Raw genomic sequence first — 20,861 nt, forward strand, 5'->3', positions numbered from 1 at the left:
TGAAGGGCCCACTTGCTGGAAGAAGCTTCCAACGCCGTTTCACCTGCTGACCTTCAGACCGGCATCGAGGGATAGGTCAGTCGTTGGACGGCCAACTGCGCGACTTCTGCTCCCCATACGGCTGAAGCCACATGAACCGCCGCCTCGAGGGCTGGGAAGCCGCCGGGGGTCGTACACAGGGTGCCATCAGTCACGGTCTGTCCTGCAAAGACGTCCGCGACGCCATAGCCCCACATCGTATCGGCCAGATCGGCCGGGCCGCCCACCAATCGCCCGGTTAGGGTACCGGCCTCACCCGGCAGCAGCAGGCCACTGCCGCTCGCGCCGGTGGGCAGCGCCGCATGTGTGCTCAGGAACAACCGGAGCAGCGGGTCACGGGCCGCCTTCGCCGCGCCAGGCCCACCCGGGATCAGCAGGGCCACAGGTTCGGGCAGGGCGGCGTACAGGACGTGTGGGGTGCTGACCAAGCCGCCTGCTGTAACGATACTGGCCCGCGAGCGGTTCACCGTGAGCGTCGCGCCCCCGCCGCCGCACAGCCGGCAGAGGGTGACCATGATTCCCAGTTCCAGTTCACTGACGCCGGCGTATACAGGAATGGCCACGACAGGGCCCGTTCGGGAATTCTCCGCCAGGCTGGCGGTCATTCCGGAGTGAGCCGGCGCAGGTGGTACGTGCGCCGCGCCACCGGCGGCCCGACGTCCCCCGTCTGGGTCAGCAGGGTCACGGCCTCGTCGCTGAGCCGTTCCACACGCAGCAGGTAGGCGCGGGTTGCCTCGAGCGTATCGAATCGACGGGGGTGCGGATCCCCCTCGACGCGCAGGTCGAGCCAACGGATCATGAGACCAGCACGCTCACAGCTCCCGCAGGTCTTCCCACAGCTGCCAGCCCACACCATCGGGCGTGCCGTCCAGCAGCGGACTCAGGGCCTCGCTGGCAGCGGTGGCGTCGCCGTGCAGGGCGTCGTTGCTGGGACGCTCGTCGTACACGCGCAACACGGTGAACTGGTAGAAGGTCTGGCTGGCCGTCGGTTCGCCATTCTCGAAGAACGCGAAGGGCGGCTGAACCTGATCCCACAGAACGTGCGCACCCTCCTGATCGGCGGCAGTCTGCGCGGGCAGGTCGAGCTCGCGCGGCAGGAAATGCTCCAGGTCGACGTCGGCCTCCTCAGGGTGCCAGACGTAGCCCTGCAACAATCGGACGGCAGCGCGGCCACGCGTGGGCGGGTCGGTGGAACTCACGCCGCTCAGCATACCCGTTCGGCGTGATCAGGTCGGCTTGGGCGACCACATGGCCACCCGCAGGGCATCGGACGGCCGCAGGTGACCGTTGATCTGGTCTGGTAAAAACGCGTGGACGATCTGGCGGGCCTCTGGACATGCGGCTTCCAGGGCCAGGGCCGTCTCGCGCCAGATCCCCGCCCGGAACGGCTGGAGGGCCGGTTCCTGCACCATTTCCCGCACCCAGCTCAGCGTTTTAAGTCCGTCGCTGATCGTCGCGCGGGCTTCCAGGGCCACGAGTTGCGCCATGAGGCCCGGATCGGGCTGGGCGAGGGCGTCGGTTCCCTGCACACGCCGGAGCAGCACGTGCGCGCGGTTGATCTCGGCCAGGGCGTCGCCGGGTTGGCCCTGGCGCAGCAGGGTCTCGGCCCGCTGGGCACGCGCCTGGGCTTCCTCGTACGGATGTGTGGCCAGACCCAGGGCCACGTCGCAGGACCCCAGGGCGGCACGGGCATCCGGATCGGCCAGGGCGCGGCTGAGGTGCATGTCGAAGGTCAGGATCGACTCCCGGTCGGTGCTGCCGGTCGTCTCCCCGATCAGCTCATCCAGCAGGTGTCGGGCGTGCTGAAGGTCTGGATGGTCGTGCGTGGGGCCGCTCAACGGCTGGAGGTACGGCACTCCCAGCCCCCGCGTGAGGGAGGCCAGCGCCAGCCTGTAGCGGGTGCGGCGCTCCCGGTAGCGGGTCTCGGCGGGCCGGGCATCGCTGCGGCCCAGCAGATCCAGCGCCTGCATCCCCTGCACGAGTGCTTCATCCGGTCGCCCCAGGGCCAGCAGGATGGGCAGGCCCTCGGACAACAGGCGCGCGCGGGAAATACTGTCGGCCCGGCGGCGCTCCTCATACGGCACGAGGGCCAGGGCCTGCTCGAGCTGCCCTGCCGCCCTGGCCGGATAGCCCAGACGCCGGAGGGCCGTGGCGCTGCGGGCCAGCACGCGGGCGGTCTCCTCGTCGGCCCCTCCAGCCGCGACCAGACGTGCGGCCGCGTCGAGGAGGGCATCTAGCGCCGCCTGGGGCTGACCCACGCGCAGGCGCAGGTCGCCCTCCTGGTAGCGGGCCCGTGCGGACAGGAGCGGGCTGCTCGCTGGCACCGCCCGAAGCTCCCGCATGGCCTCGTCCCAGCGGCCCGCGTCCTTGGCGATCAACCCCCGCCACAGCTGGGCACGTGGGCCGCCGACCGCGGTGCGGGGATCGGCGGCTGCCCGCGTGGCGGCCGCCAGGTCGCCCTGCCAGCGGGCCAGGGCGGCCTCTACCAGCAGGGCGTCAGCCTGGGCAGCGACACTCCACGGATCGGCGGCGTCCATCAACGACACGTCGGGGTGCTCCAGCTGACGGCGCGCGGATTCCATGCCGCCGCCCTCCAGGCTGCTCTCGGCGAGCTTGACACGGGCCCACGCGCGCACCGGATCGCGAGGGGACTCGAGCAGGGTGAACAGGGCGTCCCGCAGGCGGGGCTCACTGTATTCACCCCGGCCCGCATGGTGGGTCACGACAGCCCGGGCCAGCCGTTCCCGGTGGGTGAGACTGGTCGCCCGCCGGATCAGGGGCCACAGGGGCGGCAGGTAGCGGGCATCGTCCGGATGATCCTGAATGGCGGTGGTCAGGGCGGGCCAGTCGCTCAGCTGGGCAAGGGCGGCCAGCCGGTAACGGGTGAGGCTGGCATCATTGATCGCGGCGATCCGCTCATACACGGCCCTCGTGGCGGCGCGTGGAGTGGTGGCCCACGCGGCCCGCAGCACCGGAGTGGACAGGGAGCCGCCGTCGTCGGTGCGGCGCAGGAGGGCCCGCGCATGGGGCGGAAGCGCCTGCGCGCCCATGCCCAGAGCCGCGTGCAGGAGCGGCTCTGGCCATGGGGCGTCCGGTTCGCCCAGCATGACGCCATCCAGGGCAGCAGCCGCCTCGACCAGCCGACGGGTGTCGGGATCGGAGCGGAGGTTACCCGCGTCCGTGTCGCCGGAGCGCAGACGGACCAGCAGTGCGAGGCGATCCAGGTGTCGGCCGGTCTCCCGCACCAGCACGTCTGCTTCGGTCTGGGTCACGCCCAGGCTCCCCATAAGATATACGCGCGCCTCGGCCGTCGTCGGGGGTCGCAGGTCGATGACCTCGACCGGCGTGTTCTCCAGGCCACGTCTCGACTCGCTGGCGAGCAGGATGGAAACGCCAGCACGCACACACGCGAACAGGGTGGTCGACGCCCAGGCAGCCGGACTGAGCTGCGTTCCATCGGGGGCACGGGGCGGCTGACCCGCGAAGGTGAGGTCGTCCGTGACCCGCACCAGCACCGCCCCGGAATCGGGGAGGACGGCGCGCAGTGCATCGACCTGGGCCTGCGCCTGAACCGCGTACGACGCACCTGGACTCGCGTCGAAGGGCAGGAGCTGCGACGCGTCTCCTGTCAGGCCGAGCCGGGTCACTGGAATTCCACGTTCGACCAGCGCCTCCTCGACCTTGTCGAGCAGCACCGTCTTCCCTGCCCCGGGCCGGCCGGTCACAATCAGACGCGGGGCGCGGCCCGCACGGACACCGGCCAGGAACTGCTTGTAGGCCCGCTTCTTCGAGCGTCCCAGCAGGTGAAGTTCATCGGGCAGACCTGGAGGTGCAGCGGGCTGATCGTGACCGGGCAAGACAGAGCCTACCTCCAACGCCAGGTCGCTGAAAATCTGGTGCAGGACAGTCTTGTCGGCCGCTGTTCCGATGTCACGGTAGACGATGTTGCGCAGCGCCGCCGGGTTCGCTCCCCGCGCCTTCATCTCCGCCTCCAGCCAGCGCAGACTCCCCCGCTGCTGACGTCCGGAGGCCGGAGGCGGCAGGCGGCGGCGCAGATCGGCCAGCACGTTCTTCCAGTCCATGCTGTGCCGAGACTAACACCCCCGAGCCGGCGGCAAGGCTCCTGAACCGCGTCCAGAACAACCGACGGTTGCCGTGCCTGACGATTCCATCAGGTTTCGCAGGAGTGGTGGCATGTATACTTCGCCTCAGCTTTCACAGTCCACAGTCCCGCCGGAGGAGTTCCTATGCGCACCATTGCCCTGTCCCTTGCCCTTGCCCTGACCGTTTCCTCCTCTGCCCAGAGCCAGTCGGCCGCCCAGGCCCTGTACGACCAGGGCAAGTGGCAGGAAGCCGCCACTGCTGCCGCCGCCCTAAACACCAGCGCGGGCCTGGCACTGGCCGCCCAGGCCACCACCGGCGGCGCGAGCCTGGCTCCGGACAACCAGAAGAAAGCCCTCTTCAGCAAAGCGCAGGACTACGCCAAGGCCGCGATCGCCAAGGATCCGAACAACGCCAATGCGTATTTCGAACTGGCGCGCGCCCAGGGCCGCCTCGCTCAGTTCGTGGGCGTGTTCCAGAGCCTGGGCCTCGCCAAGGACATGAAGGGCAACCTCGACAAGACGATCGAGTTGAACCCAAAGCTGGCCGGTGCCTACGTCGCCCTGGGCCTGTGGAACGCCAATCTGGACTCGGGCGGCATCAAGGGTGCCATCGCCGTCCAGGCGACCGGCGCCAACCGCTCGCAGGTTGTTCCGAACTTCGAGAAGGCCATCACTCTGGAGCCGAACACGGCCATCCACAAGATCGAGTACGCCAACGCGCTGCTGCTCCAGGGCAAGAAGGCCGAGGCTGCCGCGCTGCTCGAAAAAGCGATCGCCCTGCCCGCCAACACCTTCTGGGAGAAGCGTGACCTGGAAGCGGCCAAGGCGACGCTCGCAAAACTGCGCTGAAGCACACTTCATAACCACGGGGCGGCCAGAACTTTCGGCTGCCCTGTGTTGTACGAGGTCGGCGGAACCGATGGAGAGTACAAACAACCCCTGGCCCGCGAGCTACCTGGGCTTCGACTCGGATGGGTTTGGAGCACCAACTTTTTGCTTGAGTTGCTTCCTGATGTGCAGAATCTGCACCAAATCCATCTGAGTTCCGCCTGACTTGCATTACAGTGACCGTATGATCGCGTACAGCGAAGTCTGGGCCTTCACGGAGACGCCCGGTCAGGGGAACCGGGCGGGCGTGGTGCTGGACGCTGCCGAACTCAGCGACGCTGACATGCAGGCGCTGGCCACCTTTCTGGAGGCGCCGGAAACGGTGTTTGTGATCCGAATAGGCGACGGCCGGGTGCGTGTTCGCTACTTCACGCCCACGCAGGAAGTGGAGTTCTGCGGACACGCCACCGTCGCCCTGGGGCTGATGCTCGCGCAGGCCGGACACTGGGAGGGCGAGGCCCTGGAACTGGAGACCCTGTCGGGTCGGGTGCCACTGCGACTGGTCAGCGAGGCCGGGGTGCCTGCCCAGGTGTGGATGCGCCATAGACGCCATGAGTCCCGGCTGTTGCCGCCCAGCCTGCGGGCACGTCTGGCCGACGCGCTGGGTATCAGCGACCGCATGATTCACCGGGGCCTGCCGATGGCGGTGGCCACCAGCGGGCTGTGGTCGGCCTTCGTGCCCCTGCTGGACGCCGTAATCCTGGACGCCCTGGAACCGGACTTTCCGGCCATCGAGGCGCTCTGTTTGGAACTGGGCGTCAGTTCGATCTACGCCTACACGCCGATGGGCGTCAACCGCTTCGCGTCACGGGATTTCGCGCCGCTGCTGGGCATCCCGGAAGATCCCGTCACGGGCAGCGCAGCCGGGGCCCTGATGGGCCTGCTGGCCTCGCACGGTCGGCTGCCCGTTCGGGCGAACCGGGCTGTGGGTGTGGTCTATCAGGGTCACACGCTGGGGACTCCCGGCGAGGTCGAGGTGGAAGTCGAACTGGAGGACACGCGGGTGGTGGCGGTGCATGTGGGTGGCTGCGCCGTACTCGACCGGGAAGGACTGTGGCGCCCCTGAGCGGCCCAGCGGCCGAGCTGTCCATGTTCTGAAGTCGGAACCGTTGGCCCGCCGCCTAGACTGGCCGGGATGCTTGGACTGATCTGTGTGGACGTAGACGGCACCCTGGTGGGCAGCGGGAATGTCGTTCGAGATGACGTGTGGGCGGCGCTGGCGGACGCCCGGGCGCGGGGCGTCCGAATTGCGCTGTGCTCCGGCCGACCGGCGCTCGGGAATGCGCTGGCGTACGCGTTGAGGCTCGACGGGGACGGCTGGCACGTCTTCCAGAATGGCGCGAGCATCGTGAACGTTGGCTCGCACGAGAGTCTCTCGGAACCCATGCCCGACGGGTCGGTCGCGTCGCTGCTGGGCCATGCCCACGCCGTGAACCGGCTGCTCGAGGTCTACACCGACACAGAATTCGCCATCTCGCAACCGGGAATTCTGGCCGAGCGACATGCTGCTCTGCTGGGCCTGCCGTATGAACCCCGCTCGCCAGAATCGCTGGATGGAACGGTCGTGCGCGCGCAGTGGGTGGTGCCCCTCGCCGAACAGGAGCAGGTGATGGCCGAGCCGCACGACGGCCTGGCCCTGCATCCGGCGGGAAGTCCGGCCATGCCGGACACCATGTTCATCTCGATCACGAAGGCAGGCATCGGGAAGGGCGTCGCGATTCGCAAGGTCGCGCAGCGGTACGGGCTGGACATGGAACGCGTGATGATGGTCGGAGACGGTGAAAACGATATCGCGGCCATGAACGTCGTGGGCCACCCGGTGGCCATGGGCAATGCCGTGGCCGCCGCCGTTTCGGCCTCACGGTACCGGGTCGGCCATGTGGACGCCGGTGGCCTGCGTGAAGCGGTCGAGCTGGCCCTCACGCTGTAGGCCGAGTACTGGTTTCCTTGCGAAGACAGCAGCAACCTGTCTGGCCCGCACTATGGTTGGGCCATGAGCGACGGCGAGCACCGGGGCAGCGAGAAGGACGCGATTCAGGACAAGCGGCACCAAGAGCCGCCAGCCGACGAAGTGGTCGTGACCCGGCATACGGTCACTGTCAGTGGACAGACCCTGGCCTACACCGTCACCACGGGAACGGTGGTTCTGAGTGAGGAAGCCCATGGCAAGGACGGCGAATCCGAGGGAGTCCGGCCACGGGCGCGGGTGTTCTTCGTAGCTTACGCGCTGGACGGTGACCACGATCCGCGCACCCGGCCGGTCACCTTCTCGTTCAACGGCGGGCCGGGCAGTTCCAGCGTGTGGCTGCACCTGGGTCTGCTTGGACCGCGCCGGGTGGTCATGGGCGACGCCGGTGCGCTGACCGGACCGCCCTACGACCTCACCGACAACGACTTCACGCTGCTGTCGGATTCCGATTTGGTCTTCATCGACCCGGTCAGCACCGGGTATTCCCGCGTGACGGATGGCGAGAAACCCGGCGACTTCCACGGCTTCAAGCGCGACATCGAATCGGTGGGGGACTTTATCCGCCTGTGGGTCAGCCGCGCCGGACGTTGGCTGAGCCCCAAGTTCCTGATCGGGGAGAGTTACGGCACGACCCGCGCCGCCGGCCTGAGCGGCTACCTGCAACAGCGGCACGGGCTGTTCCTGAACGGGATCATGCTGGTCAGTTCGATCCTGGATTTCTCCACGGTGGATTTCACGCCGGGCCACGACCTGACATACGTGGTTCATCTTCCGACCCAGGTGGCAACGGCGTGGTACCACGGCGCGCTGGGCACTGGGCGCTCGCTTCCAGAGGTTCTGGCCGAAGCGGAAGCGTTCGCCGACGGAAAGTACGCCTCAGCCCTGCACCTGGGCGCCCGGCTGGCTCCAGAGCAGCGTCAGGAGGTCGCCGAGACCTACGCGCGGCTGAGCGGCCTGAGCGTGGAGTTCATCCTGCGGTCGGATCTGCGGATCACGCTCGCGCGCTTCTGCAAGGAACTGCTGCGCGACCGCGACCTGACGGTCGGACGGCTGGACAGCCGGTTCACCGGGCTGGACCGCGATTCCGGCGGCTCCGAAGTCAGTTACGACCCGAGCATGAGCGCCATCCTGGGGCCGTACTCGGCCGCCATGAACCACTACGTCCGGGCAGAACTGGCCTTCGAGTCCGACCTGCCCTACGAGATCCTCACGGGCCGCGTGCGCCCCTGGAGTTACAAGGAATTCGAGAACCGCCACGTGCGCGTCTCAGACACGCTGCGGGAAGCCATGCACCACAACCAGCACCTGAAGGTGCTCGTGGCCTCGGGCTACTACGATTTCGCAACGCCCTACCACGCGACGCGGCACACCCTGGATCACCTGGCCCTGCATTCCAGCCTCCGGGGCAACGTCCGCGAGACCTTCTACGAGGCGGGCCACATGATGTACGTGCACCTGCCGAGCCTCGAACGCCTGTCAGGTGATCTGCGTGACTTCCTCGCCTGGGCGCGCGAGTGAGCCCGTACTGAAGGAGTCAGGTGCGGTCAGCAGCCCATTCAGCGGTCAAGGACGGCGTTGATCGCCTCGATGATCCGGTCGCCATAGGCCTCAATGCGCTTCGGCCCCAGGCCGGGCAGTCCCTGAAGATGCGCGACCGAGCGTGGCTGACGGGCCGCCAGGGTCTCCAGCGCGGCGTTCGGGAAGATCACGAAGGCGCTGAGGCCCGTCTCTCGGGCCAACGTCTTGCGGAGGTCGCGCAGGGCGTCGGCGACCGCTGGATCGGGTTCCGAAGTCGTGGGTACATCAATTAGAGGCGCGGGCGGCGCCGCCGGCCGGGGTTTGAGCAGGCCCAGCACGGCGGTGTTGCTGCGTGCCCCGAGTTCCATGGGGGTGGGCGGGCGCGATGGCCGAACCATGCCATCCGAGTGATCGCGCACGATCCCGAGCACCTCGTCCCCGAAGTCGGCAAGTTTGCGCTGCCCCACGCCGCTGACCGTACCGAGCGTGGCAAGACTGCCAGGCCGCAGCTCCGCGATGCCCTTCAGGGAAGCGTCGGTGAAGATCACGTAGGGCGGCACGGCCAGTTCGCGGGCCTTCCCCAGCCGCCACGCGCGCAGGGCCTCGAACAGCGGCTGGTCGTGGGCGTCCACCGGCGCCCGTCCGGCCGTGCTCCGCGTACGCTCGCGTTCGCGCTTCGTGACATGGGGCACCAGCGTGTCCTCCCGCAGGGCCAGGGTCGTCTCGCCTTTGAGCAGAGCGCGGGCCTTGCCGGTCGCGCTGAGGCCGTGGTGTTCCCCCGCCGCGAGGTAGCCCAGGCTCACGAGCTGCCGGATCACACTGCGCCACGTCTTCTCGTCATGGGCCGCGCCGACGCCGAAGGTGGGCAGGGTGTGGTGGTTCATGGCGAGGACCTTCTCGGTGGAATGGCCCAGCAGGATGTCGGTCAGGTGGGCCGCCCCGAAGCGGTTGCCGCTGCGGATCGCGGCGGACAGGGCCATCTGCGCCTCACGGGTCATGTCACGAACCTGCGGCGGGTTCAGGCATACGTCGCAGTTCCCGCAGGGCAACGGGTAGTCCTCGCCGAAGTACGCGAGGAGCATCTGCCTGCGGCAGGTGGCCGCCTCGCAGTACGTGAGCAGCGCGTCGAGTTTCCCGGCCTCCACGCGCTTGACCTCCTCGGGGGCGTCGCTGGAGGCGAGCATTCGGCGCACGTTGACCACGTCCGCGAGGCCGTACACCATCCACGCCGTGCTCGGCAGACCGTCACGGCCCGCCCGGCCCGTTTCCTGGTAGTAGCCTTCCATGCTCTTGGGCAGATCCAGATGGGCCACGAAGCGAACATTCGGCTTGTCGATGCCCATGCCGAAAGCCACCGTGGCGCACACGATCAGGCCCTCCTCGTTCAGGAACCGTTCCTGGGCCGTGCTGCGCTCCCTGGGCGAGAGGCCCGCGTGGTACGGCACGGCGTCGATGCCCTGCGCGACCAGCCACTTCGCGGTCTCCTCGACGGACTTGCGGGACAGGCAGTACACGATCCCGGCGTCTCCCCGGTGCTCGGAGACGATGAAATCCAGCAGCTGGGTCTTGGGGCCTTCCTTGTTCGCCACGCGGTACTGGATGTTCGGCCGGTCGAAGCTGGAGATGAACTGGGGCGCGCCGTGCAGTTCCAGCACATTCAGGATGTCGGCGCGGGTGCGGTCGTCGGCGGTGGCGGTCAGCGCAACTCGCGGAATGTCCGGGAAGCGCTCGGGCAGAACGCGGAGGCCTTGATACTCCGGCCGGAAATCGTGTCCCCACTGCGAGACGCAGTGCGCCTCGTCGATGGCGAACAGGCCGACGTCCACCCGTTCCAGCAGCTCCAGCGTGCGCGGCAGCAGCAGCCGCTCCGGCGCGACGTACAGCAGATCCAGTGAACCGGCCATGAGCGCGGCCTCGACCTCCCGCGTTTCCTGAAGCGACAGGCTGGAGTTCAGGAACGCGGCGCGGACGCCGAGCTGGCGCAGGGTATCCACCTGATCCTTCATCAGGGCGATCAGCGGGGACACGACGATACCGACGCCGGGCCGCAGCAGGCTGGGCAGCTGGTAGCACAGGCTCTTGCCGCCGCCCGTGGGCATGAGCACCAGGGCATTGCCGCCCTCCACGACTGTCCGGACGATTTCGCCCTGCACGCCGCGGAAGGCGTCATAGCCCCACACCTGTTTCAGGAGGCCCAGGGCGCGCGGCAGGGGATCGGCGGGAGCGGTCGTCATCACCGCCAAGGATAGCGCGGATGGTCTCCAGCGTTCTGTGCAGAGCGTAACGTGAGGCTCAGACGTCCAGTTCCTTCTTCACCTTCCCAAATTTCTCTCGCAGGAACCGCTGGTTGGTCAGGAGTTCCTGCCCCCCCGCCCTGAGGGTGGAATCGAGAATGTCCTGCACCGCGTCCAGCAGCAGATCGAGCTGCTCGTGCAACAAATCGCGGCCGGTCTTGTCCCCCTCGATGGGCATCACGTCCGCGCGGGTGCGCGGCAGGTTCAGGTACGCGCGGACGGACGCCGGTGCGTACTCGTCGCGGATGGCACGGGCCACGTACGCGCCCTCGGCCCCCTCCTGGCCGATGGCCTTCAGGTGGGCCAGCGCCTCGGCCGTGCGGAGATCCAGCGCGACCAGCTGCGCGCGGATATCGCCGGGCAGCCGGTCGTCGAGTTGCAGGGCCGTGAAGGCGTCCACCGCCCTCGGAGGTGGCGTGCTGCTGCCCTGGACAGCCGCTCCGACCGGCACGGCCACCGGCTGGGGGGCCGTGGTCAGGGGCAGGCCGCCTGCCCGTTCGGGCAGGGCCTGAACAGGCGCTGGAGCCTCCAGTTCAGCCTGGTTGGCGCTCCTGGCCCCACTGGACATCAGCAGCACAAAGACCCAAATGACGGACATCACCGCCAGCGGGAAGATCACCCAGCCTGCCCCCAGCACCATGAACACCACGGCAGACAACAGCACCGCCCCCAGGGCGCGGCGTTCATCCACCCGACCGCGGAATCCGCGCAGGCCGAAAGCGCCTAACAGCATGCCCGCCGCCGGATGCACCACCCAGCCAGCGCCGAGGACAGCCAGCAAGGCGATGATCGCCGCCGCGCGCAGCACCAGGGCGGCCTGCTTGCCCTGCCGGGAGTACAGCACGGAAGCGAAATGGGCCAGAGCAAATCCAGCGGCCGGGTGGACGATCCAGGCAATGGCGTCTGGGAGCACGTGAAGCTCCGGAATCATAAGTGGCGACCAGCATCACGGCGTGGGGAAACGACCATATACGTACTACGGTGCCACACCGGGGCACGTTCCGGATCAGCCGTGTGGCGTGCGGTTCCCCAGGTCGAGTTGCAGGAACACCAGATCCAGCCAGCGGCCGAACTTGTGCCCGACCTGACGGAAGTGCGCGACCCGCTCGAATCCCAGCCGCTCGTGGAAGGCGAGACTGCCGGTGTTGTCGGCATCCACCCCGCCGATCAGGGTATGCAGGCCGCGGGCGCAAGCATCGTCGATCAGCGTGAGCAGCAGCGCGCGACCCTGGCCCTGGCCCCGGCAGTCGTCGCGGACATACACGGAATGTTCGGCGGTGAAGCGGTAGCCGGGCTTCTCACGGAACGGGCCGTAGGTGGCCCAGCCCGTCACGTCCTCACCCTGCTGCGCGACGATGACGGGCCAGCCAGCCTCAACCTTGTGATCGAACCATGCCAGCCGGGACTCCAGGCTCACGGGTTCCAAGTCGTAGGAGGCAGTGGTATGCAATACCGCATGGTTGTAGATCTCCAGGATGTCGGGCACGTCCTTACGGGTGGCCGCACGGATGGACAGATTATCGCCGGAGGTGCTGGGCGTGATCATGCTCTCACCGTAGACCACGTCTACAGCACGTTCAAGGCCGACAAAGCATGTCATGACACGTCTTAAACGCCCGCATCAGAGAAACCATTTATCATATCTAATTCCGTATTCAGCAGACGGTTAGTTGCATTTGGAAACGCTCCGTACAGATGCGATTTGACCGGCGCATTCGCTTAGACCAGCAAAGAAGAACATTTGAAACGAAAATGGCCGGAAGCAGAGGCTCCGGCCATTCGTGTCGAGTGTGGTTACTTGCGGAAGCTGGGGTTCAGGATCTTTTTGCGCAGTCGAATGCTGTGCGGCGTGAGTTCCACCAGTTCATCCTCGCTGATGTACTCCAGGGCGTCTTCCAGGCTCAGCTTACGCGGCGGGATCAGCGTCAGGGCGTCATCGGCGCCGCTGGAGCGGACGTTCGTGAGCTTCTTGTTCTTGCAGACGTTCACGTTCATGTCCTGCTCGCGGGCGTTCTCCCCGACGATCATGCCGATGTACACTTCCGCACCCGCATCGATGAAGAAGTTGCCGCGATCCTGGAGTTTCCAGATCGAGTAGGCGAAGGCGGGACCGTCTTCCATGCTGACCAGCGAGCCGTTCTGGCGGCTCTTGATCTCGCCGGCCCACGGAGCGTACCCGTCGAAGATATGGCTCATGATGCCTTCGCCCTGCGTCATGGTCAGGAACTGGGTGCGGAAGCCGAACAGGGCGCGGCTGGGAATCTTGAATTCCACGCGCACGCGGCTGCCCATGGGTTCCATGTTCACCATCTGGCCCTTGCGGCTGCCCAGCACGCCGATCACGGCGCTCGACAGGTTCTCGGGCATGTCCAGCACCAGGTGCTCGATGGGCTCGTGCTTCTCGCCGTCGATGTCGCGGATGATGACCTGCGGCGCACCGACCTGCACCTCGTAGCCCTCACGGCGCATGGTCTCCAGCAGGATCGAGAGGTGGAGTTCTCCGCGTCCGGAGACCTTGAACTCGTCGGGGCGGATTTCCTCGACCTTCAGCGACACGTTGGTCATGACCTCGCGCTTCAGGCGGTCGTTCAGGTGGCGGGACGTGACGTACTTGCCGTCCTTGCCCGCGAACGGGCTGGTGTTCGGCTGGAAGATCATGCTCACGGTGGGTTCGTCCACGGTGATGATGGGCAGGGCCTCGGGATCGGCCAGGTCGGCGACGGTCTCCCCGATCTGCGCGTCTTCGATGCCGGCCATGGCGACGATGTCGCCGGCACTGACCTGATCGACCTCGATCCGCCGCAGACCCATGTGCGTGAAGGGCTGCACCACGCGGGACTTGGTCATGGTGCCGTCCTTGTGGATCAGCTGCACGAAGTCGCCCTTCTTCACCGTGCCGCGCTGGATGCGGCCCAGCACGATGCGGCCCAGGTACTCGTTGTAATCGAGGTTCGTGACGAGCATCTGGAAGGGGGCTTCCAGGTCGACGGGCGGGGCAGGAATGTGCTCCAGCACCATGTCGAACAGCTCGTGCATGTCGTCCTGGGGCTTGTCGAGATCCTTGTACGCCTTGCCTTCGCGGGCAACGGCGTACAGGATCGGGAAGTCAAGCTGGTCGTCGTTCGCACCGAGTTCGGCCATCAGGTCGAAGGTGAGGTTCACGACTTCTTCCGGGCGGGCATCGTTGCGGTCGATCTTGTTGATGACCACGATGGGTTTGAGGCCCAGTTCAATGGCCTTGCGCAGCACGAAGCGCGTCTGGGGCATGGGGCCCTCGGCCGCGTCCACCAGCACCAGACAGCCGTTCACCATGCCCAGCACGCGCTCGACCTCGCCGCCGAAGTCCGCGTGGCCGGGCGTGTCGACGATGTTGATCTTGATGCCGTGGTACTCCACGGCCGTGTTCTTCGCGAGGATGGTGATGCCGCGTTCCTTTTCGAGATCGTTGCTGTCCATGGCGCGTTCGGTGATTTCCTCACCGTGCTTGAGTTCGAGGGTCTGGCGCAGCAGGGCGTCCACCAGGGTGGTCTTGCCGTGGTCGACGTGTGCAATGATGGCGATGTTCCGGTATTCCATAAGTTCAGCTCCTGTGGAGCATTCAGCTTTCAATAAAGCGCGCTGGGCACGGCGCTCTTAGCCAACTGCTCACGTGTAGGCACGAAAAAGCCCGCCACTCGTGCTCCGGGGCGGGACACCCAAACATGAATTCTAGCAGATGACAGCCGTGTCAGCTCTGTGTCGGCCCGGCGGAGGTGTCGGCAGGTTCGAGGACAGCCTCGAGGTCGAGTTCACCGCGTTCGAGCTGAGTGGCCAGTTCAGCGTCCCGCGCCTCGGTTTCGGCCTTGAGGGCGGCGGCCCTGACCTCGCCCTCCCGGTCGAGCTGATCCTCGACCACGCCGCTGATCAGGGCCATGGCGACCGCGTCGGGAATATCCGGGGCGTCGCACAGGTAAAAGTGCTGGTACAGGGCCTTGATGACGATCAGGAAGGGAACGGTGAGGAAAGCGCCTGTGAGGCCGAACACGCCACCGAACAGTACGACGCCCACCGTGACCGACAGCGGATGCAACTGTCCTGCTCCGCCCACCGGGAACGGCGCGAGCACAAAGCCCTCGAGTTGCTGGAACACCAGTACGAAGACCAGCACCAGCAGCGCCTTCTGCGGATCTTCGGCCAGCGTGAACAGCACCGGGGGCAGCGTGGCCACGATCGGCCCGATGGTTGGCACGAGTTCACCCAGCGCCGCGAGGATGCCGAACACCAGCCAGTTCTTCACGCCCAGCACGAAAAAGCCGGCGGCGGTGATCGAGCCGGTGGCGACCATGATTAGCAGCGTGGCGCGGCCCCACGCGCCCATCTGCTTGAGCACCTGCGCGAGCGCCCGCGTGGCCTTCAGCCGGTGGGGGGGCGGCACGGCGCCCAGGACACCGTTCACCAGCGGCACTGGGTTGCCCAGCACGAAGACCACCATGACCAGGGTCACCAGTGCGGTCGCCAGACCTCCGGCAACCAGCGCGAGAACGCTGGGCAGCATGCCCGTAAGCTTCTTCGTCAACGCGCCTGCCTGCTGGCCGAGTTGCCCGACCGCACTGTCGGGCACGACCTTGTCCACGTCCGGATGGCGGTCGAGCCAGCGGTTCACGCTCTGTTCGATGTGGCCCAGATCCAGTGGCGCGCCGGAATTCAGGCCGCTGAGCTGCTTCACGATGGGCGGTACCGCCACATAGGTCAGGCCCGCCAGGACAGCCACGACCAGGAGCACGGTGACCGTGCCTGCCACGGCGCGCGGCATCCAGCGCTCCATCCAGCGGGCCAGCGGATTGAGCGCGGTGGCCAGGATGATCGCCAGCGTGATGGCCAGCAGCGAGGGGGCGACCTGGCTGAAGAACAGCAGGAGCAGCAGCACCCCGATGACCGTAAGGGCGACCGGCTGGAGGTTGATGATCTGTATGGACGCGGAAGGACGACTCACGTTCGAAGTCCTGAACCCCACCGCTGCCGCGAGTGCCCTGTCATGTGCCCACCAGTGTACGGACTGGCCCGTGGTCACGCTGCCCCCGGCGGCGGGAGCCCATTCCACGGCCAGGCCTGAAGCCGCGTTCACCCGCGCCTTGGTTCGCGGGAGCCAGGATGCCCTACCGTGAGCGAATGGCCGACTTCCTGCACGTGCTGAGCACCCCGGCCGGGTGGGTCGGCATCCTGAGCCTCACGCTGCTGGAACTCGTGCTGGGCATTGACAACATCGTGTTCATCACGCTGCTGGCGTCGCGTCTGCCGACGGGTCAACAGGCCCTGGCCCGCACGCTCGGCCTGGCCCTGGCCGTGATCACGCGGGTGGGGCTGCTGACCGGGATCTCGTGGCTGACCCGGCTGTCCGAGCCGCTGTTCAGCGTCTTGGGGCACGACGTGAGCGTGCACGACATCGTCCTGGTCGCGGGCGGCCTGTTCCTGATGGTCAAGAGCACACAGGAACTGTCGCGCATGGCGGCCGACCCGCTGGGAACGCAGCAGACGCAGGTGCAGGAGGCGTCGCTGCTGGGCGTGATCGTGCAGATTCCGCTGGTCGACATCGTGTTCAGTCTGGATTCGGTGGTCACGGCCATCGGCGTGAGCGGGGTGCTGCCGGTCATGATCTCGGCGGTGATCCTGGCCGTGGTCATCATGATTATCGCGAGCGGGCCGATCAGCCGCTACCTTGACTCGCACCCCCCGCTGAAACTGCTGGCGGCCGCGTTCCTGCTGCTGGTCGGCTCGAACCTCGTGGGCGAGGCCTTCGGGGTGGGTGTGCCGAGCGGCTACCTGTACTTCACGATGCTGTTCGCAGGCATCGTGATGCTGTTCACCGTGCGGGCGGCGCGGACGGTGCGGGCGCAGTACGTGGAGCAGGCGCGCGCCGAGGCCCACAAGGAGAACGCGCCGTACGGTGACGGGTAACGGATGCCGCGGATCGGGCGACCCACCACTCGCCAGGGAACCCTGGGACGTCACATCGTGGTCTGCTACCCTGAGCGAACCTAACGAGCGTTTGTTCCCATCGTCTCCCCCCACCCGGAGGTCAGCCCATGAAGTCCAAGAACGAGTGGATGCAGAGCGTCTATAGCCCCGCCGCGCAGAAGTTCCCGGAGCGGAAGTACAACTACAAGAACCTCTCGGACATGGAACCCGATCCGATCTACACGGCCGACGATCTGCGGGACTGGGACGCCGCGCGCGACCTGGGCTATCCCGGTGAATTTCCGTTCACGCGCGGCGTGCAGCCCAGCGTGTACCGGGGCAAGCTGTGGACGATGCGGATGTTCGCGGGCTTCGGCAGCGCCGAACAGACCAACGGTCGCTTCCACGCGCTGCTGCGGGCCGGGCAGACTGGCCTCTCGACCGCCTTCGACCTGCCCACCCTGATGGGCTACGACTCGGATCATCCTTTCAGCAAGGGTGAAGTTGGCAAGTGCGGCGTGGCCGTGTCGTCGCTGGCCGACATGGAGGTGCTGTTCCAGGGCATCGACCCGACCGCCGTGACGACGTCCATGACCATCAACTCTCCAGCGAACGCCATCTGGGCCATGTACATCGCCAACGCGCAGAAGCAGGGCAAGGATCTCGCGCAGGTCGGCGGCACCATCCAGAACGACATCCTCAAGGAATTCATCGCGCAGAAGGAGTTCATCTACCCGCCCGCGCCGAGCGTAAAACTGGTGATCGACACCTTCGAGTGGGGCCCGAAGGTGGTGCCGCGCTGGAATTTCATCTCGGTCAGCGGCTACCACATCCGCGAGGCCGGGGCGACCGGCGTGCAGGAACTCGCGTTTACCCTGGCCGACGGCTTCCATTACGTGGAGAAGGCGCTGGAGCGCGGCCTGGACATCGACGAGTTCGCACCGCGCATCTCCTTTTTCTGGGATATCCACAACGATTTCTTCGAGGAGATCGCCAAGCTCCGCGCCGCGCGCCGCATCTGGGCGCGGCAGATGCGTGACCGGTACGGCGCGAAGAACCCGAAATCCTGGATGCTCCGCACGCACTCCCAGACCGCCGGCGTGAGCCTGCCCGCCCAGCAGCCGCTGAACAACATCGCGCGGGTGGCCATCCAGGCGCTCGCAGCCGTGCTAGGCGGCACGCAGAGCCTGCATACCGACGCCTTCGACGAGGCGCTGGCTCTGCCGACCGAGGAGGCCGCGACCATCGCCCTGCGCACGCAGCAGATCATCGCCTACGAGACCGGCGTGGCCGGCGTCGTCGATCCGCTGGCCGGGAGCTACTACGTCGAGAAGCTCACGGACGACATCGAGGCCGCCGCGATGGGATACATCGAGCAGATCCGCGCGATGGGCGGCGTGGAGGCCGGTATCGACTCGGGCTTCTTTCAGCTGGAGATGGCCGAGGCCGCCTACCGCTACCAGCGCGAGGTGGAGACCTCAGACCGGATCGTCGTGGGCGTGAACGACTTCGTGCAGGACGCCGTGCAGGTACCCATCCAGCTCATCGACCCTCAGGTCGAGCGGATACAGGACGCGCGGCTGGCACAGGTTCGGCGGGAACGGGATCCGGCCCGCAGCGCGGCGGCCCTGGCCGCCCTGCGCGACACGGCCGTGACCGGCGCGAACTCGATGCCCGCCTTCCTGGAATGCGCCCACGCCTACGTGACACTGGGCGAACAGATGGATGTCCTCAAGGGCGTGTACGGCATCTACACCGAGCCCGTGCTGGTGTAACGGCAGACGACGGGGCCACCACGGCATCGCCGGGCGGCCCCTGAGCATTGCATCAGGTCAGAAGGAGTAGCTCTTCGGCACGACCACGACGCCCTTGTCGGTGATGGTGAAGCCACGGGCGCGATCCTCGTCGACGTTCTGGCCGATCTTCGTGCCGGGCGGAATGGTGACGTTCTTGTCGATGATGGCGTTCTTGATGTGCGAGTTGCGTCCGACCTCCACGTCGTCGAACAGCACGCTGCTCTCGACCAGCGAGTACGAATGGGTCCGCACGGCGCGGCCCAGCACCGAATCGCGCACCGTGCCCCCGCTGATGATGGTGCCCCCGGCCATGATGGTGTTGAACGCCTGGCCCTTGCGGCCCTCGGTCTCGTGCACGAACTTGGCGGGTGGGCTGAACTCGCTGCTGGTGCGCAGCACCCATTCCGGGTTGTACAGGTCGAACTCGGGGTTCACGCTCACCAGATCCATGTTCGCCGCGTAATAGGCGTCCAGCGTTCCTACGTCGCGCCAGTAGGTGTTAGGCCCGGTCTGGCCCGGCACCGGGTTGCGATGGTAATCGTAGGCCTGGACGGTGTAACCATCGGCCAGGGCGCGGGGAATTACGTCGCCGCCGAAATCGAAGCCTTCCTCGCCGCCCGCCATGTTCGTCTCGAGCAGTTCCTCCAGGGCGCGGCGCGAGAAGATGTAGTTGCCCATGCTGGTCAGGCTCATGCCGGGCTGCCCCGGAATGCTGGGCGGATCCTTGGGCTTCTCCAGAAAGTCCGTGACCTTCCAGCGTTCATCGACGTGCATGATCCCGAACTGGTGCGCCTCCGACTGCGGCATGGGGTATGCGGCAATGGTCAGGTCGGCGCGCGTGTCAATGTGGTGCTGCAGCATGTGCTCGACGTTCATCTTGTAGATGTGGTCGCCGCTGAAAATCGCCACATAGTCCGAGTCGTGGTTGTCGATCAGGTGCAGGTTCTGGTACACGGCATCGGCGGTGCCGCGGTACCAGACCGGGCCGAGTTCCTCGAAGCGGTACATCTGGGCGGGCACCAGCGTGATGAAGTAGTCGCTGAGGAAGGTGCCGAAGCGCCAGCCACGCTGGATGTGCTCGGTGAGGCTCTGGGCCTTGTACTGCGTGAGCACGTAGATGGAAAAGATGCCCGAGTTGATGAAGTTGTTGATGGCGAAGTCGATGATGCGGTACTTGCTGCCGAACGGGACGGCCGGCTTGCTGCGCTTCTGCGTCAGCGGCGCGAGCCGTGAGCCCTGCCCGCCCGCGAGAATCATGCCCAGGACACGTGGTTTCATCAGTTCCCCCCAACGAAAGAAGGCGTATGCGTCTGGCGTGGTGCGCCGGATGCGATGTGTACGTGCATTCACTCTACCGTGATCCTGCCGACGCCGCCCCATGCCACGTTGAGACAAATCTGAGGCTTTCTAGACCAACAGTGAGTGCAGCTGCCGCGCGGCGTCCTCCGGAGTCTCCAGGGCGGCGCCAAGCTGCGTGCGGAGGAAGGTCGCCTGCCGTTTCACATACTGGCGGGTGGCCAGCGAGATGCTCGCCTCGGCCTCTTCCAGGCGGCGTGTGCCGCGCTGCACCGCCAGGGCCTCGCGGTACCCGAGGGCCTGCCACACGGTGGGCTGTGGCAGGCCCTCAGGATCGACCCTGGCCGCCAGCCACGCGGCCTCTTCGGGCCACCCGCCACGCAGCATGGCGCGGGTGCGCTGCCCGATCCGTTCTGCCGCCTCCTCGACAGGACGGGCGAAGGCCACGACCTCATAGGCGAACGCGGGTGGATGCAGCGGGAAGTGGCCGGGCAGCCGGCCGGTGCTCCGCAGCAGCTCCAGCGCCCGGACAACGCGGCGTGGATTGCGTTCCATCCGCCGTTCCTCGGCGGGATCGACCGCCGCGATCTGGGCGAGCAGGGCGTCGAGCCCCACCGTGGCAAGGTCGGCCTCGACGGCAGCCCGCACCTCCGGGTCGGACGGTGGCGTCGAGGGCAGCCCGCGAATCAGCGCCCGCAGGTAGAAGCCCGTTCCGCCCACCACCAGCGGAATTCCGTCCCGCCGCAGAATCTCGGCGATCATGCGTTCGGCATCGGCCACGAACCGCGCCACGTCGTAGGGCTCGGTCACCTCGACCACGTCCAACAGGTGATGGGGCACGCCCTGGCGCTCGTCCGGACTGGGCTTGGCCGTCCCGACGTCCAGCCCCCGGTACACGGTGAATGCGTCAGCGGCGATGATCTCGACCCTCGGCCCACCTGCCAGGGCAGCCGCCACGGCCAGAGCGCTCTTGCCCGAGGCAGTCGGCGCGGTCAGGATGGGAATACGCGGCACAGGCGGCATT

General features: G+C 66.9%; 17 protein-coding genes. 6 read left to right on the forward strand and 11 right to left on the reverse strand.

Annotated features, from left to right (window positions below; translation table 11 throughout):
* Window positions 1-53: 53 nt before the first annotated feature.
* From E7T09_RS03890 to E7T09_RS03905, 4 genes are read right to left on the reverse strand one after another with little or no spacing between them, the layout of a single operon-like run.
* Entirely contained in the window at window positions 54-644 is a 591-nt protein-coding gene (locus E7T09_RS03890; RefSeq protein ID WP_136387797.1) for a transcriptional regulator, read from the reverse strand.
* Window positions 641-838, reverse strand: coding sequence for a hypothetical protein (locus E7T09_RS03895; protein ID WP_136387798.1), 198 nt, complete (start codon window positions 836-838; stop codon window positions 641-643). Before E7T09_RS03895 ends, E7T09_RS03890 begins: the two co-directional genes overlap by 4 nt.
* A 13-nt stretch (window positions 839-851) precedes the next feature.
* Window positions 852-1,250: a DUF3208 domain-containing protein gene (locus tag E7T09_RS03900; protein ID WP_168734683.1), complete on the reverse strand. Its 399-nt coding sequence runs from the start codon at window positions 1,248-1,250 to the stop codon at window positions 852-854.
* Between the two features lie 15 nt (window positions 1,251-1,265).
* Window positions 1,266-4,121 (reverse strand): hypothetical protein, encoded by a 2,856-nt coding sequence (locus E7T09_RS03905; protein WP_136387800.1) that lies wholly within the window; start codon window positions 4,119-4,121, stop codon window positions 1,266-1,268.
* A 165-nt stretch (window positions 4,122-4,286) separates the two neighbouring features.
* On the opposite strand from E7T09_RS03905, the gene E7T09_RS03910 reads away from it, so the two are divergent.
* The 4 genes from E7T09_RS03910 (at window position 4,287) to E7T09_RS03925 (ending at window position 8,517) form a co-directional block, all read left to right on the forward strand.
* A complete protein-coding gene (locus E7T09_RS03910) occupies window positions 4,287-4,991 on the forward strand; it encodes a tetratricopeptide repeat protein (RefSeq protein WP_136387801.1) in 705 nt (234 codons plus the stop codon).
* A 223-nt stretch (window positions 4,992-5,214) separates the two neighbouring features.
* Window positions 5,215-6,096, forward strand: coding sequence for a PhzF family phenazine biosynthesis isomerase (locus E7T09_RS03915; RefSeq protein ID WP_136387802.1), 882 nt, complete (start codon window positions 5,215-5,217; stop codon window positions 6,094-6,096).
* Between the two features lie 69 nt (window positions 6,097-6,165).
* The gene (locus E7T09_RS03920) at window positions 6,166-6,960 is read left to right on the forward strand and encodes a Cof-type HAD-IIB family hydrolase (protein ID WP_136387803.1); all 795 of its coding nucleotides are present in this window, start codon (window positions 6,166-6,168) and stop codon (window positions 6,958-6,960) included.
* 63 nt (window positions 6,961-7,023) lie between these two features.
* Window positions 7,024-8,517, forward strand: coding sequence for a S10 family peptidase (locus tag E7T09_RS03925; protein WP_136387804.1), 1,494 nt, complete (start codon window positions 7,024-7,026; stop codon window positions 8,515-8,517).
* A 38-nt stretch (window positions 8,518-8,555) separates the two neighbouring features.
* On the opposite strand, the gene recQ is transcribed toward E7T09_RS03925, so the two are convergent.
* The 5 genes from recQ to E7T09_RS03950 all read right to left on the reverse strand — a co-directional run bounded on the left by recQ (window position 8,556) and on the right by E7T09_RS03950 (window position 15,783).
* Window positions 8,556-10,751 (reverse strand): DNA helicase RecQ, encoded by a 2,196-nt coding sequence (recQ, locus tag E7T09_RS03930; RefSeq protein WP_136387805.1) that lies wholly within the window; start codon window positions 10,749-10,751, stop codon window positions 8,556-8,558.
* 58 nt (window positions 10,752-10,809) lie between these two features.
* The gene (locus E7T09_RS03935; RefSeq protein WP_240741600.1) at window positions 10,810-11,724 is read right to left on the reverse strand and encodes a hypothetical protein; all 915 of its coding nucleotides are present in this window, start codon (window positions 11,722-11,724) and stop codon (window positions 10,810-10,812) included.
* Between the two features lie 93 nt (window positions 11,725-11,817).
* The gene (locus tag E7T09_RS03940; RefSeq protein ID WP_136387807.1) at window positions 11,818-12,357 is read right to left on the reverse strand and encodes a GNAT family N-acetyltransferase; all 540 of its coding nucleotides are present in this window, start codon (window positions 12,355-12,357) and stop codon (window positions 11,818-11,820) included.
* Between the two features lie 248 nt (window positions 12,358-12,605).
* A complete protein-coding gene (gene typA, locus E7T09_RS03945; RefSeq protein ID WP_136387808.1) occupies window positions 12,606-14,387 on the reverse strand; it encodes a translational GTPase TypA in 1,782 nt (593 codons plus the stop codon).
* Between the two features lie 151 nt (window positions 14,388-14,538).
* A complete protein-coding gene (locus tag E7T09_RS03950; protein WP_240741601.1) occupies window positions 14,539-15,783 on the reverse strand; it encodes an AI-2E family transporter in 1,245 nt (414 codons plus the stop codon).
* A gap of 176 nt (window positions 15,784-15,959) precedes the next feature.
* On the opposite strand from E7T09_RS03950, the gene E7T09_RS03955 reads away from it, so the two are divergent.
* A complete protein-coding gene (locus E7T09_RS03955) occupies window positions 15,960-16,745 on the forward strand; it encodes a TerC family protein (RefSeq protein WP_240741602.1) in 786 nt (261 codons plus the stop codon).
* A gap of 128 nt (window positions 16,746-16,873) precedes the next feature.
* Window positions 16,874-18,520, forward strand: a complete 1,647-nt coding sequence (locus tag E7T09_RS03960; RefSeq protein ID WP_136387810.1) for a methylmalonyl-CoA mutase family protein — start codon at window positions 16,874-16,876, stop codon at window positions 18,518-18,520.
* A gap of 57 nt (window positions 18,521-18,577) precedes the next feature.
* Here the strand turns inward: E7T09_RS03960 and glgC are convergent, their stop codons facing one another.
* On the reverse strand, window positions 18,578-19,819 hold the full coding sequence (glgC, locus tag E7T09_RS03965; RefSeq protein ID WP_136387811.1) for a glucose-1-phosphate adenylyltransferase: 1,242 nt from the start codon (window positions 19,817-19,819) through the stop codon (window positions 18,578-18,580).
* Between the two features lie 129 nt (window positions 19,820-19,948).
* Window positions 19,949-20,860 carry a tRNA (adenosine(37)-N6)-dimethylallyltransferase MiaA gene (gene miaA / locus E7T09_RS03970; protein ID WP_136388470.1) on the reverse strand — a complete coding sequence of 304 codons (912 nt, stop codon included), beginning with the start codon at window positions 20,858-20,860 and terminating at the stop codon, window positions 19,949-19,951.
* Window position 20,861: the final 1 nt, after the last annotated feature.

It is taken from the genome of Deinococcus sp. KSM4-11 (assembly GCF_004801415.1).
Classification (GTDB): domain Bacteria; phylum Deinococcota; class Deinococci; order Deinococcales; family Deinococcaceae; genus Deinococcus.

Coding starts and splice junctions, on each gene's coding strand:
- E7T09_RS03915 (WP_136387802.1), top strand. CDS start 5,215: ATGATCGCGTACAGCGAAGTCTGGGCCTTCACGGAGACGCCCGGTCAG.
- recQ (WP_136387805.1), bottom strand. CDS start 10,751: ATGACGACCGCTCCCGCCGATCCCCTGCCGCGCGCCCTGGGCCTCCTG.
- E7T09_RS03890 (WP_136387797.1), bottom strand. CDS start 644: ATGACCGCCAGCCTGGCGGAGAATTCCCGAACGGGCCCTGTCGTGGCC.
- miaA (WP_136388470.1), bottom strand. CDS start 20,860: ATGCCGCCTGTGCCGCGTATTCCCATCCTGACCGCGCCGACTGCCTCG.
- E7T09_RS03920 (WP_136387803.1), top strand. CDS start 6,166: ATGCTTGGACTGATCTGTGTGGACGTAGACGGCACCCTGGTGGGCAGC.
- typA (WP_136387808.1), bottom strand. CDS start 14,387: ATGGAATACCGGAACATCGCCATCATTGCACACGTCGACCACGGCAAG.
- E7T09_RS03900 (WP_168734683.1), bottom strand. CDS start 1,250: ATGCTGAGCGGCGTGAGTTCCACCGACCCGCCCACGCGTGGCCGCGCT.
- E7T09_RS03955 (WP_240741602.1), top strand. CDS start 15,960: ATGGCCGACTTCCTGCACGTGCTGAGCACCCCGGCCGGGTGGGTCGGC.
- E7T09_RS03910 (WP_136387801.1), top strand. CDS start 4,287: ATGCGCACCATTGCCCTGTCCCTTGCCCTTGCCCTGACCGTTTCCTCC.
- E7T09_RS03895 (WP_136387798.1), bottom strand. CDS start 838: ATGATCCGTTGGCTCGACCTGCGCGTCGAGGGGGATCCGCACCCCCGT.
- glgC (WP_136387811.1), bottom strand. CDS start 19,819: ATGAAACCACGTGTCCTGGGCATGATTCTCGCGGGCGGGCAGGGCTCA.
- E7T09_RS03940 (WP_136387807.1), bottom strand. CDS start 12,357: ATGATCACGCCCAGCACCTCCGGCGATAATCTGTCCATCCGTGCGGCC.
- E7T09_RS03925 (WP_136387804.1), top strand. CDS start 7,024: ATGAGCGACGGCGAGCACCGGGGCAGCGAGAAGGACGCGATTCAGGAC.
- E7T09_RS03905 (WP_136387800.1), bottom strand. CDS start 4,121: ATGGACTGGAAGAACGTGCTGGCCGATCTGCGCCGCCGCCTGCCGCCT.
- E7T09_RS03960 (WP_136387810.1), top strand. CDS start 16,874: ATGAAGTCCAAGAACGAGTGGATGCAGAGCGTCTATAGCCCCGCCGCG.